This window comes from Variovorax sp. V15, assembly GCF_041154425.1.
GTDB classification, from domain to species: domain Bacteria; phylum Pseudomonadota; class Gammaproteobacteria; order Burkholderiales; family Burkholderiaceae_C; genus Variovorax; species Variovorax guangxiensis.
In genome coordinates this window covers 861,966-874,576 of the sequence record NZ_AP028659.1, presented here as the reverse complement: position 1 = coordinate 874,576, position 12,611 = coordinate 861,966, and the positions used below count along the sequence as shown (strand labels likewise).

Here is a 12,611-nt window from a genome sequence, read left to right as displayed (position 1 = left end):
TTCATGGCGGGGCCGCGGGGGAAAGGCGGATGCCCGGATGGTACCGGCGCTGCCGCCTTCGGTGGTGTGCAGGTGTTCTATTCGGTGCTATTCGGTACGGCTGGCCTCGATGTGCTTGCGGCGCATCGGGCGCAGCACGAACCAGGCCATCAGCGCCGCGAGCGCATTGACCGCGCTGGCCGCGATGAAGACGGCCTGCCAGCTGCCTGTGGAGGCGGCCAGCACGCTCGACAGGGGCACCAGCAGCGAGGCCGTGCCCTTGGCGGTATAGAGCATGCCGGCGTTCGAGGCCGCGTACTTGGAGCCGAAGGTGTCGGCGCAGGTCGAAGGGAACAGGCTGTAGATCTCGCCCCATGCGAAGAACACGATACCCGTGAGGATCACGAACAGCAGCGGGTTCTGGCCGTAGTGGTAGAGCATCAGGATGCCGACCGACTCGATCGCGAAGGCGATGAACATGGTCTGCTCGCGGCCGATCTTGTCCGACACCCATCCGAAGAAGGGCCGCGTGAGGCCGTTGAGCACGCGGTCGATGGCCAGTGCGAAGGTCAGCGCGGGCAGCACCAGGCCCATGATGTTGACCGGCACGTCGATGATCTTGAAGTCCTTGGCGATGGGCGCGAGCTGCGCGGTGGCCATCAGGCCGCCGGCCGCCACCATCACGAACATCGCGTACATCACCCAGAACACCGGCGAGCGCAGCACCTCGGAGGGCGCGTAGTCGCGGCGCGACTGCTGCACGGCGCGGTTGTTGGAAGCCTTGGCGTGGTCGGGCGCGCGGGTCAGGAGCCATGCGAGCAGGAACACGATGAGCCCCTGCCCGATCCCAAAATAGAGAAAGGCTGCCTCATAGCCGCTCGACTTGATCATCGCGGAGATCGGGATGATCGTGAGCGCAGAGCCCGCACCGAAGCCCGCGGCGGTCATGCCCGCCGCGAGGCCGCGCCGGTCGGGGAACCACTTGAGCGCATTGCCCACGCAGGTGCCGTAGACCGCGCCCGCGCCGATGCCGCCGATGGCCGCCGCCACGTACAGCAGCGCCAGCGAGTCGGCGAACGAGTTGAGCACCCAGCCCACGCCGCAGAGCACGCCGCCCACCAGCACCACGGGACGTGGTCCGAAGCGGTCGACGAGGTAGCCCTCGATGGGCACCAGCCAGGTTTCGGTGAGCACGAAGATGGTGAAGGCGACCTGGATCGCGGCGCGGCTCCAGCCGTGCTTGTCGGCGATCGGATTGACGAAGAGCGTCCAGCCGTACTGCAGGTTGGCGATCATCGCCATGCAGACGATGCCTATGAGCAATTGGCCCCATCGGTACGCCTCGGATCGGGTCGCGTTGGCGCCATAGGTTTCGGACGGGGGGTACATCGCGGCGTTGGAACCTGCGATCGTGGAGGTGGGCCGAGTCATGGAGTTGTCCTTGGTGTTTTCGTTGAAATCCGACGGGCTGCCAGAGCAGAGCAATCAGTCGAGCGAACTGTGCGCATCGACGGGCGACGAGGCTTCGTTGACATCGATACACGGCATTGGAATCACCAGTTTTCTGCGCGTGAATGACTGTCGGACCGAGCGACTCAAAAACTCTTGACCTCAGTCAAGTTCACACGAATCGCGCCCTCGGCGACCCCCCGAGGTATCCCTAGCACGAGGCACTGATTCCTCTCTGGAAATCGCACTGCGCGCGATGCGGATGAGAGGCCGCTGCGATGCATGTCGAGCGGGCTTCGCGCATCGCATCAAGGAAGAGAAATGGATGGCGGAATTTCGATGATTCGCGCGTGATGGTTGCGCGCCATTTTTCGATGCACGCATCGGCTCTTGCGATGTCCCTCGATGGCTTCGCGATGCGCGTCGCGCGCGGCCGATGCTCTTCCGATCGGCTCTGGCAGGGGGAACTTTCACCCCATGACGGGACCCTGTCCGACAGGGAAAAAATTGACCCAGGTCAAGAAACGCAAAAATCGCGTTTGCCCTCGTCTAGGGTAAACCCTAAAATTCAGGGTAATCCCTTCGGTCTTTCCGATTCAGTTTCAGATTCTTTTTTTGGAGCCATCAAATGAGCCACACGACCCTGAATTCCAACGCACTGCGTGCCCCCTCTTCTTCCTCGGCCGCCGGCAACGTCATGCGCGAGCTGTTCGCGGTGATGCCCATCGTGATCTTCTACAAGGCCGCTCGCGCCGCGCTGATGCAGCGCCGCTCGTCGTTCGTGCAACGCTGATCCGCCGCACGCAGCAGCCAGGCAATCCCCGCAAGGAGCGCGCGCGAGTCACTCGCCGCGCTCTTTTTCCTTGGGGCCTTCGAACGGGACGATCTGCGCGATCAGCGCGGGCCCGTCGCTCAGCAGGAACTCCTTGAAGGCCTGCGCCACCGGCGGCAGCCGCTTGCTGCGGCGATGCACCACGTACCAGTTGAGCATCAGCGGAAATCCCTGCACGTCGAGCACGCAGAGGCTGCCGGCGCGCAGTTCCTGGCTCACGGTGTGGGCCGACACGAAACTCACGCCCATGCCCGCGATCACCGCCTGCTTGATGGTCTCGGTGCTGCGTATCTCCATCGCGACGTTGATGCCGCTCAGGTCGCCGCCGAAGCCGTCCTCCATCGAGTGCCAGGTGTCGGACGCCTTCTCGCGTACCACGAAGGGCTCGCGCATCAGCCGCGCCCGCGGGATGTTTCTCTCTCGCGCCAGCGGATGGCCGGGCGCCGCGACGATCACGTAAGGGTGCGGCGCAAAGGGCTGGTTGACGGTGTCCAGGTCGGTGGGTGGGCGCACCATGATCGCGAGATCCGTAAGGTTCTCCGCGATGTGGGTCAGCAGCTCCGCGCGGTTGTGGACCGTGAAGTTCAGCGTCACGCCCTGGTGGCGGCTCGCGAACTCGACCAGCAGGCGCGGAAAGAAGTAGTCGCCCGCGCTGATCACGCCCACGTTGAGCTTGCCGCCCGAGACGCCCTTGAACTGCATCATCGCGTGCTCGGCCGCCTCGAACTGCTGGATGATCGCGCGGCTGATCTGCAGCAGTTCGGTGCCCGCGGGCGTGAGGTAGATCTTCTTGCCGAACTGCTCGAAGAGCGCGTTGTCCGCATGCTCCTCGAGCTTGCGCACCTGCGTGGAGACGGCGGGCTGCGTGAGGTGCAGTTCCTCGGCCGCGCGAGAGAAGCTCAGCAGCCGCGCCACCGCCTCGAAGACCTTCATCTGGCGCAGGGTCGCGTGTTTCATCGCAGGGCCTTCGAAGCTGGGGGGCGCTCAGCGCGGTATTCGGGCGACGTGCAGCAGGTTGGTGGTGCCCGACTGCCCGAAGGGCAGGCCCGCCACCACCACCACGTCGTCCCCCTCCTTCGCGAAGCCCTCGCTGCGAGCCGTGCGGCAGGCGCAGTCGATCATCTCCGCCACGTCGTGCACGTCGTCGACCAGCACCGCGTGCACGCCCCAGACCATCGCCATGCGACGCGCGGCGGCCACGTCGGGCGTGAGGCTCAGGATGGGCACCGCCGGGCGCTCGCGCGCCGCGCGCAGGCTCGTGAAGCCCGACGACGTGTAGGTCACGGTGGCGGCCGGCGCGAGCAGCGAGGCCACCTGGCGCATCGAGGCGCACACCGCGTCGGCCGTGGTGGAAAGCGCAGCATCGTGCGTGGCGTCGATGCCCGTGCGGTACGACGGATCGGCCTCCACGCGCGCGATGATGCGGTCCATCATCGCGACCGCCTCCAATGGATATTTGCCCGAGGCCGATTCGGCCGAGAGCATCACCGCGTCGACGCCGTCGTACACAGCGGTCGCAACGTCCGACACTTCGGCGCGCGTGGGCACCGGCGAGACGATCATCGATTCGAGCATCTGCGTCGCCACCACCACGGGCTTTCCGCGCTTGCGGCACGAACGCACGATCAGCCGCTGAAGCTCCGGCACCTGCTCGGGCGGCAGCTCCACGCCGAGGTCGCCGCGCGCGACCATGATGCCGTCGCACAGTGCGACGATGGCATCCAGGTGCTCGATGGCAGCGGGCTTCTCCAGCTTGGCCATGATCCAGGCGCGCGAGCCGATGATGGCGCGCGCCTCCTCGATGTCCTCGGGCCGCTGCACGAAGGAGAGCGCGACCCAGTCCACGCCCATCGAGAGGCCGAAGGCCAGGTCGTCGCGGTCCTTGGGCGTGAGCGGCGAGATCGGCAGCAGCACGCTGGGCACGTTGACGCCCTTGCGGTCGGAGATGTCCCCGCCGACCAGCACCGTGGTCTCGGCGAAGTCGGGGCCATGGCTGTCCACGCGCAGGCGCAGCTTGCCGTCGTCGAGCAGCAGCTCGGTGCCGTTGTGCAGCGCGGCGAAGATTTCGGGATGAGGCAGCGGCGCGCGGCGTGCATTGCCGCTGGCCTGGCTCATGTCGAGGCGGAAGCGCGCGCCCGCGTCGAGATACGCCCGCCCGCCCTCGAAGGTGCCCAGGCGCAGCTTGGGCCCCTGCAGGTCGAGCAGGATGCCGATGGGCCGGCCGTACTCCTTCTCGAGCCGGCGGATGGTCTCGATGCGGCGCGCATGGTCGTGCTGCGTGCCGTGGCTCAGGTTGAGCCGGAAAACGTCCACGCCGCGCCCGAACAGCGCGCGGATGGCCTGCTCGTCGGTGGTGGCCGGGCCGAGGGTTGCGACGATCTTGGCGCTGCGCGTGCGTCTCATCGAACGCCTCCGGTACCGAGGGCATGGCTTCCTCTCCCCTCGGGGAGAGGGTTGGGGTGAGGGCTGGCGGCGCTGGTCGAGGCAGGGCTTGTGCGAGGGCCGTCACCCTCACCCCTGCCCTCTCCCCGAGGGGAGAGGGAGAAACACCGTCCGCTCATGCCGCGATCTCGTCGAGCTTCACCCGGCCACGCTGGTCTTCCATGGTGCGCGCGAGCAGCTTCACAAGGCTGTAGACGGTGTCGATGTGCGGCGTCGGCGTCTCGGTGAGCCGTGCCAGCTCGACCACGGCGCCGACCAGCGCGTCGATCTCGGGCGCGCGGCCCGCTTCCACGTCCTGCAGCATCGAGGTCTTGTGCTTGCCGACCTTCTCCGCGCCCGCGATGCGCTTCTCCAGCGTCACGCGGAACTCGATGCCGAGCTTGTGCGCGACGGCCTGGGCCTCGCGCATCATTGCCGCGGCGAGCTCGCGCGAAGGCGGGTACTGGCAGATGTCCACGAGCGTGGAATGCGCGAGGCTGCTGATCGGGTTGAAGGTGAGGTTGCCCCACAGCTTGAGCCAGATCTCGGCGCGGATGTTGTCGAGCACCGGAGCCTTGAAACCCGCGCCGGTGAAGCAGGCCGACACGCGCTCGACGCGCTCGCTGGCCGAGCCGTCGAGCTCGCCCACCGGAAAGCGGTCGCCCTCGATGTGCCTGACCACGCCGGGCGCGATGAGCTCCGAGGCCGGATACACCACGCAGCCGATCACCCGCTGCGCCGGGATCTTCGCCGCGAGCGTTCCCGATGGGTCGACGCTGCGCACCGGCGTGCCTTCGAGCGTGCCGCCATGCTTGTGGAAATACCAGTACGGGATGCCGTTCTGCATGGTCACGACCACCGTGTCCGGCCCGAAGAGCTTCGGCACGTCGTTGGCCACGGCCTCGACCTGGTGGGCCTTCATCGCGAGCACCACGATGTCCTGCGGGCCCGCCTCGTCGTAGCGGTCGGTGGCCTTCACGTTGCGCGCCACCTGTTCCTCGCCTTCGGCCGAGACCAGCCTGATGCCGTTGCGGCCTATGGCTTCGAGGTTGGCGCCCCGCACGATGAACGTGACGTCCTCGCTGGCCAGCGCGAGTTTCGCGCCGACCAGTCCGCCGATGGCGCCTGCGCCGATGATTGCAATCTTCATGTCGTCGATCCCCAAGAGTTGAATTCCTTGCGCGACCCTTCGGCTGCGTTCAGCCGAAGCGGTTGCTGAGCTTTCCGATGCCGCCGATCTCGATCTCGACGAGGCTGCCGGGCTTCATGGAGCCGACGCCGATCGAGGTGCCGCAGAGGATCACGTCGCCGCGATGCAGCGTCATGTCCTGCGAGATGAGGCTCACGAGCTGCTGCACCGAAAAGCGCATGTCGCTGATCGGGTAGTTCTGGCGCTGCTCGCCGTTGAGCGTGGTGGTCACGGTGAGCGTGGCGGGATCGAGGCCGGTGGCCACCACCGGGCCCATGGGGCAGAAGGTGTCGAAGCCCTTGGCGCGCACCCACTGCGCGAAGGACGCGTCGCGGTTGAGGATGTCGGCCACGGTGACGTCGTTGGCGCAGGTGTAACCGAACACGTGGTCGAGCGCGTCGGCTTCGGAGACGGCGGTGGCGGTCTTGCCGATGACAATGCCGAGCTCGCCCTCGAACACCACCTTGCCGTCGCACAGCGGCTTGCGGATGGGCGCGCCGGGCGCGAGGTACGAGTTGGGCGTCTTCAGCAGGTACAGCGGCTCGGCCGGCACCGGCAGGCTCAGCTTGGCGCCCAGCGCGTGGAAGTTGTTCCACAGCGCGATCACCTTGGTCGGCTCGGTGGGCGTGAGCAGCTGCAGCCCTGCGAGCGCGAACACGCGGCCCGTGGGCTCGGAGCTGCCGAACATGTCGCCCTGCCGCTCGTGCACCGCGTCGCCCTCGAGCGTGCCGAAGCCGATGCCACCCGCGTGCTCGAAGCGGACCCATTTCTTCATCTGCTGCTGTTCCATGTTGTTGTCGTCTTTCTGGATGTTGAGGATTCGGGTCCGCCGCCGTTCGATCGATCAGTCGAACGGGAGGTAGTCGGGCACCACGAGCGAGGCGAGCAGCTTTCCCATGTCCGCCGGATTGCGCGTGACGTGGATGCCGCACTCCTTCATCACCGCGAGCTTTTCCTGCGCCGTGCCGCGGCCTCCGGAGACGATGGCGCCCGCATGGCCCATGCGCTTGCCGGGCGGTGCGCTGGCGCCGGCGATGAAGCCGACCACGGGCTTGGTCATGTGGTCGCGTATCCAGCGCGCGCATTGCTCCTCGGCGTCGCCGCCGATCTCGCCGACCATGATCACGGCGTCGGTGCGCGGGTCGTCGTTGAACATCTTCAGCACGTCGATGTGCCGCAGCCCGCCGACCGGGTCGGCGCCGATGCCCACCACCGTCGACTGCCCGATGCCGAAGCTCGCCAGCTGGCTCGCGGCCTCGTAGGTCAGCGTGCCGGAGCGCGAGACGACGCCGATGCGCCCGCGCTGGTGGATGTGGCCGGGCATGATGCCGATCTTGATCTCGCCGGGCGTGATGAGCCCCGGGCAGTTGGGCCCCAGCAGCAGCGTCTTGCGGCCCTGCATGCGGTGGCGCGTGCGGATCATGTCGCGCACCGGAATGCCCTCGGTGATGCAGATGACGAGGTCGAGCTCGGCATCGACGGCCTCATCGATGGCGGCGGCCGCGAAGGCCGGCGGCACGTAGATCACCGAGACCGTCGCGCCGGTCTCGGCCTTGGCTTCCTTCACCGTGCCGAAGATCGGGATGCCCGCCATCGACTGGCCGCCCTTCATCGGATTCACGCCCGCCACGAAGCAGTGCCTGCCGTTGCCGTATTCGAGGCAGGCCTGGGTGTGGAACTGGCCCGTCCTGCCGGTGATGCCCTGCGTGATGACGCGGGTGTGCTTGTCGATCAGGATGGACATGCGGCAATCTCCATCGGCTGTTGCTGGAAACAGGAGCGGTTCATCGCGGGCGCTCCCAGTTGCTGGCCGCGCCGATGGCGCGCTGCGCGGCCTCGGCCATGTCGTCGGCGTTGATGATCGACAGGCCCGACTGCGCGAGGATGGTCCGGCCCAGGTCCTCGTTGGTGCCTTTCATGCGCACGATCAGCGGCACCTTGAGGCCGGTCTCGCGCACCGCGTCGACCACGCCGTGCGCGATCACGTCGCACTTCATGATCCCGCCGAAGATGTTGACCAGCACGGCCTTGAGCCTCGGGTTGCGCAGCATCAGCCGCACGGCCTCGGCCACCTTGTCGGCCGTCGCGCCGCCGCCCACGTCGAGGAAGTTGGCGGGCTCGCCGCCGTAGAGCTTGATGGCGTCCATCGTCGCCATCGCGAGGCCCGCACCGTTGACCAGGCAGCCGATGTCGCCGTCGAGCGCGATGTACGAGAGCCCGGCGTCCGAGGCCTCGATCTCCACCGGGTCTTCCTCGTCGAGGTCGCGCATCGCGACGATGTCGGGCTGGCGGAAGAGCGCGTTGTCGTCGAAGTCGAACTTGGCGTCGAGTGCGATCACGCGGCCGTCGCGGGTGAGCACCAGCGGGTTGATCTCGGCCAGCGAGGCGTCGCTGCCGTCGAAGGCCTGCCAGAGGTTCTGCATCAGCACGCGCGCCTGCACCACCGCGCGGTCGGCAATGCCGATGCGTCGCGCGATGCCGTCCGCCTCGGCCACGCCGAGGCCGTTGACGGGGTCGATGAAGAGCCGGTGGATCTTCTCGGGCGTGCGCGCGGCCACTTCCTCGATGTCCATGCCGCCTTCGCTCGAAGCCATCAGCGCCACGCGCTGCGAGTTGCGGTCGACCACGAAGCCCAGGTAGAGCTCCTTGTCGATCTCCACGCTTTCTTCCACCAGCAGTTGCTTCACCACGCGGCCCTCGGGGCCGGTCTGCGGCGTCTGCAGCGTCATGCCGAGCATCTGGCCGGCGTGGCGCCGCACCTCGTCCACCGACCAGGCCGGCTTCACGCCGCCGCCCTTGCCGCGGCCGCCCGCGTGGATCTGCGCCTTGACCACCCAGGCGCGCCCACCGATGCGGCTGGCGGCTTCGGCGGCCTCGTCGGGCGAGCGGCAGACGAAGCCGCGAGGCGTTGCCACGCCGTATTGGCGCAGCACTTCCTTGCCCTGGTATTCGTGGATGTTCATGGCCGCAATTGCACGGAATCGTTAATTGAAATTCAGGCGCCCAGCTCGACGCCGTGGCTTTCAGCCCAATTGAAATAGCTCGACGAAGCCATTTCGCGCTTGCGGTGGATTTCCTTCTTCTGCTCGATGGCCACGGCGAGGAATTCGGCGTCGTAGGCCTTCAGCAAATGCGGCTGCTCGGTCTTCAGGTAATGGCCGATGCGCGTATTGGCGTCCTCGCCCAGGCCCATCAGGCGGTCATAGGTCTCGCCGTCCCAGTGCCAGCGCAGCCCCAGCTCGAAGAAGGCGGCGTTGTAGGCATTGCGCTCGATCTCGTCGCGCCAGTATTGGATGGGTGACTGGTTTTCCATGATCTTCTCCTTGAATGAATGCCGGATCGATGAATAAGACGGGCAATTCCGGCGAGTTCAAAATGTAGAAGCGATGGACGATAAATAAAAATCAAATGAATTTATAAAAACCATTCATTGCAGGTTATGGATCGAAATTCCGAAATTCCAGCCAGATCGACAACCGGCAATTGATTCGAATCCGGGCGCGCAGGCGCCCTCCGCGCTGCCCGCGAACAGGCAGCGCGCCAGGAAAAAAGGAAAACGGCAAGAGGCGGCGGCCCGCGCCGCCGGGCCTCAGATCACGCGTTCGGCCCGCAGGGTCGCCAGGGCGTCCGCGTCGTAACCGAGCTGCCTGAGCACTTCCTCGGTGTGTTCGCCGAGCAGCGGCGAGCGCGTCACCACCGTCGGGCTGTCGGACATCTTGATGGGGTTGCCCACCGTCAGGTACTTGCCGCGCACCGGATGGTCGACCTCGACGATGGTGCCGGTCTCGCGCAGCGACTCGTCCGCGGCGATCTCCTTCATCGAGAGGATCGGTCCGCACGGAATGTCGTACTCGTTGAGGATGTCCATGGCCTCGAACTTGGTCTTGGTCATGGTCCACTGCTCGATGCGCGCGAAGATCGGCTTCAGGTGCAGCAATCGCGCCGCCGGCGTGGCGTAGGCCTCGTCGGTGATCCAGCCTTCCTCGCCGATCACCTTGCACACCGCCGGCCACACCGCCGCCTGCGTGATGAAGTAGATGTAGGCGTTGGGGTCGGTCTCCCAGCCCTTGCACTTGAGGATGGAGCCGGGCTGGCCGCCGCCCGATGCGTTGCCCGCGCGCGGCACTGCGTCGCCGAACTTGCCGTCGGGGTACTGCGGGTACTCGTGCATGGTGCCGGTGCGCTCCAGCCGCTGCTGGTCGCGCATCTTCACGCGGCACAGGTTGAGCACCGCGTCCTGCATCGGCGCGAGCACCTGCTGGCCACGCCCGGTGCTGTTGCGCTGGAAGAGCGCCGCGAGGATGCCCAGCGCGAGGTGCAGCCCGGTGCCGCTGTCGCCGATCTGCGCGCCGGTCACCAGCGGCGGGCCGTCCTCGAAGCCGGTGGTGGAGGCCGCGCCGCCCGCGCACTGGGCCACGTTCTCGTAGACCTTGCAGTGCTCGTACTTGCCGGGGCCGAAGCCCTTGACCGAAGCGACGATCATGCGCGGGTTGAGCTTCTGGATGTGGGCCCAGGTGATGCCCATGCGGTCGAGCGCGCCGGGCGCGAAGTTCTCGACCAGCACGTCGCAGGTCTTGATGAGGCTGTCGAGAACCTCCTTGCCCTTGGGGTTCTTGGTATCCAGCGTGATCGAGCGCTTGTTGTGGTTCAGCATCGTGAAGTAGAGGCTGTCCGCGCCGGGAATGTCGCGCAGCTGGCCGCGCGTGGCGTCGCCTTCGCCGGCGCGCTCGACCTTGATCACGTCGGCGCCGAACCAGGCCAGAAGCTGGGTGCAGGTGGGGCCCGACTGCACGTGGGTGAAGTCGAGGATGCGCACGCCCTCGAGTGCTTGGCTCATTGACTGTCTCCTTCTCTGATCATCGTGGCTTCGACTTCTACCAGACGGGCGCGGAGTTTGCGCTCCTCGGCGAAGCGGGCTGTCTCGTCGCGCACGATGGCGACGATGCCCGTGACTTGGTGATCGGCGGAGAACAGCATCGAAACCGTGAAGGCGATCGAAAGGGTGCGACCGTCCTTGTGCAGCGCGGGAACGCGCAGCAGGTCGGCGCCGTACTTGGTGACGCCGGTTTCCATGGTCTTGTGGTAGCCGTCCCAGTGCCGCTGGCGCTGCCTCTGCGGAATGATCAGGTCGAGAGACTGGCCGAGTGCCTCGGCCTCGCTGAAGCCGAAGATGCGTTCGGCGGCGCGGTTCCACAGCGTGATCGCGCCCTGCGCGTCGCACACCATGATCGCATCGCCGGCGCCTTCGACGAGCTGCTTGAAATCGACATTCGCTTGCATGTGAACCTCCGGCGCTTCGTTCAATCCAGGCCAGGCTCCCGCAGCAGCCTCCCCCAGTTCCAGGGACACCGCGGAACCGGCTCCGCCGGGCCGCAGGTGTCGCCCCCTGGAGGGGGTTGGCGCTGCCACACGAAGTGGGCAAGCCTGGGGGTGGGCTTCTACACCGCCTTGGCGGCGTGCAGGCCGGCGATCTGATCCTGGCTGTAGCCGAGCTCCGCCAGCACTTCGTCGGTGTGCTCGCCCAGCAGGGGCGACGCGGTGACTTCGGGCTTGAGGTCAGAGAACTTGATCGGGCTGCCGATGGTCCAGTAGCTGCCGCGCTCCTTGTGCGGGACTTCGACGATCGAGCCGCTCTTGCGCAGCGACTCGTCGTGCAGCAGTTCCTTCATCGAGAGCACCGGGGCGCACGGAATGTCGTACTTGCGGAAGATGTCCACCGCCTCGAACTTGGTCTTGTCCTTGATGAAGTCCTCGATGGTGGCGAAGATCTGCTCGATGTGCGGCTGGCGGGCCTTGGCCGTCATGTAGTCGGGGTCGGTCTTCCACTCGGGCTTGCCCAGCGCCTCGCAGATCGGCTCCCAGGCGTGGCCCTGCACCGTGAAGTAGATGTAGGCGTTGGGGTCGGTCTGCCAGCCCTTGCACTTCAGGATCCAGCCGGGCTGGCCGCCGCCGCCGGCGTTGCCGCCGCGCGGCACGACCTTGTCGGCGAACGCACCCATCTCGTGCGGGTACTGCGGGTATTCCTCGAGGTAGCCCACGCTGTCCAGGCGCTGCTGGTCGCGCATCTTCACGCGGCACAGGTTGAGCACGGCGTCCTGCATCGAGCAGGCCACCTTCTGGCCCTTGCCGGTCTGCTGGCGGCCGATGATGGCCGTCAGGATGCCGATGGCCAGGTGCATGCCGGTGTTGGAGTCGCCCAGCGCGGCCGCCGAGATCGTCGGCACGGAATTGCCGCCCTTCCACCAGCCGGTGGTGGATGCCGCGCCGCCGGCGCACTGCGCCACGTTCTCGTACACCTTCAGGTCCTCGTAGTGGTGGCCTTCGCTGAAGCCCTTGACCGAAGCGACGATCATCTTGGGGTTCAGCTCCTGGATGCGCTCCCAGGTGAAGCCCATGCGGTCGAGCGCGCCAGGGCCGAAGTTTTCCACCAGCACGTCGGATTCGCGGATCAGCTTCTCCAGCACGGCCTTGCCCTCGGGCTTCTTCGTGTCCAGCGTGATCGAACGCTTGTTGCTGTTGAGCATGGTGAAGTAGAGCGCGTCGACGTCGGGGATGTCGCGCAGCTGCGAGCGCGTCACGTCGCCCGCGCCGGGACGCTCCACCTTGATCACGTCGGCGCCGAACCAGGCCAGCATCTGCGTGCATGCGGGACCGGCCTGCACGTGCGTGAAGTCGATGATCTTGATGCCGTTGAGGGGCTTGTTGCTCATTGGGATATCTCCTTGAATGAAACGGAACGCG

General features: G+C 66.5%; 12 protein-coding genes. 1 reads left to right on the top strand and 11 read right to left on the bottom strand.

Going from position 1 to position 12,611, the window contains the following annotated elements; genetic code table 11:
• Positions 1 to 87: 87 nt before the first annotated feature.
• Complete coding sequence (gene oxlT / locus ACAM57_RS04255; protein WP_369660804.1) at positions 88 to 1,410, bottom strand: oxalate/formate MFS antiporter; 1,323 nt, start codon at positions 1,408 to 1,410, stop codon at positions 88 to 90.
• 646 nt (positions 1,411 to 2,056) lie between these two features.
• Here oxlT and ACAM57_RS04250 point away from each other — a divergent pair.
• A complete protein-coding gene (locus tag ACAM57_RS04250) occupies positions 2,057 to 2,221 on the top strand; it encodes a hypothetical protein (RefSeq protein WP_165909669.1) in 165 nt (54 codons plus the stop codon).
• Positions 2,222 to 2,269: 48 nt separating this feature from the next.
• Here ACAM57_RS04250 and ACAM57_RS04245 read toward each other — a convergent pair whose 3' ends face one another.
• The 10 genes from ACAM57_RS04245 to frc (ACAM57_RS04200) form a co-directional block, all read right to left on the bottom strand.
• On the bottom strand, positions 2,270 to 3,217 hold the full coding sequence (locus ACAM57_RS04245; RefSeq protein ID WP_126023590.1) for a LysR family transcriptional regulator: 948 nt from the start codon (positions 3,215 to 3,217) through the stop codon (positions 2,270 to 2,272).
• Between the two features lie 27 nt (positions 3,218 to 3,244).
• Positions 3,245 to 4,663 (bottom strand): pyruvate kinase, encoded by a 1,419-nt coding sequence (gene pyk / locus ACAM57_RS04240; RefSeq protein WP_369660803.1) that lies wholly within the window; start codon positions 4,661 to 4,663, stop codon positions 3,245 to 3,247.
• A gap of 154 nt (positions 4,664 to 4,817) precedes the next feature.
• Positions 4,818 to 5,831 (bottom strand): 2-dehydropantoate 2-reductase, encoded by a 1,014-nt coding sequence (locus ACAM57_RS04235; protein WP_369660802.1) that lies wholly within the window; start codon positions 5,829 to 5,831, stop codon positions 4,818 to 4,820.
• A gap of 49 nt (positions 5,832 to 5,880) precedes the next feature.
• Complete coding sequence (locus ACAM57_RS04230) at positions 5,881 to 6,660, bottom strand: fumarylacetoacetate hydrolase family protein (RefSeq protein ID WP_369660801.1); 780 nt, start codon at positions 6,658 to 6,660, stop codon at positions 5,881 to 5,883.
• 54 nt (positions 6,661 to 6,714) lie between these two features.
• Positions 6,715 to 7,614 carry a succinate--CoA ligase subunit alpha gene (gene sucD, locus ACAM57_RS04225; protein WP_369660800.1) on the bottom strand — a complete coding sequence of 300 codons (900 nt, stop codon included), beginning with the start codon at positions 7,612 to 7,614 and terminating at the stop codon, positions 6,715 to 6,717.
• Between the two features lie 40 nt (positions 7,615 to 7,654).
• The gene (gene sucC / locus ACAM57_RS04220) at positions 7,655 to 8,833 is read right to left on the bottom strand and encodes an ADP-forming succinate--CoA ligase subunit beta (protein WP_369660799.1); all 1,179 of its coding nucleotides are present in this window, start codon (positions 8,831 to 8,833) and stop codon (positions 7,655 to 7,657) included.
• A 32-nt stretch (positions 8,834 to 8,865) separates the two neighbouring features.
• The gene (locus ACAM57_RS04215; protein ID WP_369660798.1) at positions 8,866 to 9,183 is read right to left on the bottom strand and encodes a hypothetical protein; all 318 of its coding nucleotides are present in this window, start codon (positions 9,181 to 9,183) and stop codon (positions 8,866 to 8,868) included.
• Positions 9,184 to 9,459: 276 nt separating this feature from the next.
• A complete protein-coding gene (frc, locus tag ACAM57_RS04210) occupies positions 9,460 to 10,707 on the bottom strand; it encodes a formyl-CoA transferase (protein WP_126023597.1) in 1,248 nt (415 codons plus the stop codon).
• Entirely contained in the window at positions 10,704 to 11,150 is a 447-nt protein-coding gene (locus ACAM57_RS04205; protein ID WP_126023598.1) for a PAS domain S-box protein, read from the bottom strand. The genes frc (ACAM57_RS04210) and ACAM57_RS04205 overlap by 4 nt, the downstream gene beginning before the upstream one ends.
• Positions 11,151 to 11,308: 158 nt before the next feature.
• On the bottom strand, positions 11,309 to 12,580 hold the full coding sequence (frc, locus tag ACAM57_RS04200; protein WP_184640800.1) for a formyl-CoA transferase: 1,272 nt from the start codon (positions 12,578 to 12,580) through the stop codon (positions 11,309 to 11,311).
• Positions 12,581 to 12,611: the final 31 nt, after the last annotated feature.

Bases quoted from the DNA above. Each gene is read 5' to 3' on its own strand.
- ACAM57_RS04230 (WP_369660801.1), bottom strand. From the start codon at position 6,660: ATGGAACAGCAGCAGATGAAGAAATGGGTCCGCTTCGAGCACGCGGGT.
- ACAM57_RS04245 (WP_126023590.1), bottom strand. From the start codon at position 3,217: ATGAAACACGCGACCCTGCGCCAGATGAAGGTCTTCGAGGCGGTGGCG.
- ACAM57_RS04215 (WP_369660798.1), bottom strand. From the start codon at position 9,183: ATGGAAAACCAGTCACCCATCCAATACTGGCGCGACGAGATCGAGCGC.
- ACAM57_RS04205 (WP_126023598.1), bottom strand. From the start codon at position 11,150: ATGCAAGCGAATGTCGATTTCAAGCAGCTCGTCGAAGGCGCCGGCGAT.
- ACAM57_RS04250 (WP_165909669.1), top strand. From the start codon at position 2,057: ATGAGCCACACGACCCTGAATTCCAACGCACTGCGTGCCCCCTCTTCT.
- ACAM57_RS04235 (WP_369660802.1), bottom strand. From the start codon at position 5,831: ATGAAGATTGCAATCATCGGCGCAGGCGCCATCGGCGGACTGGTCGGC.
- sucD (WP_369660800.1), bottom strand. From the start codon at position 7,614: ATGTCCATCCTGATCGACAAGCACACCCGCGTCATCACGCAGGGCATC.
- pyk (WP_369660803.1), bottom strand. From the start codon at position 4,663: ATGAGACGCACGCGCAGCGCCAAGATCGTCGCAACCCTCGGCCCGGCC.
- frc (WP_126023597.1), bottom strand. From the start codon at position 10,707: ATGAGCCAAGCACTCGAGGGCGTGCGCATCCTCGACTTCACCCACGTG.
- sucC (WP_369660799.1), bottom strand. From the start codon at position 8,833: ATGAACATCCACGAATACCAGGGCAAGGAAGTGCTGCGCCAATACGGC.
- frc (WP_184640800.1), bottom strand. From the start codon at position 12,580: ATGAGCAACAAGCCCCTCAACGGCATCAAGATCATCGACTTCACGCAC.
- oxlT (WP_369660804.1), bottom strand. From the start codon at position 1,410: ATGACTCGGCCCACCTCCACGATCGCAGGTTCCAACGCCGCGATGTAC.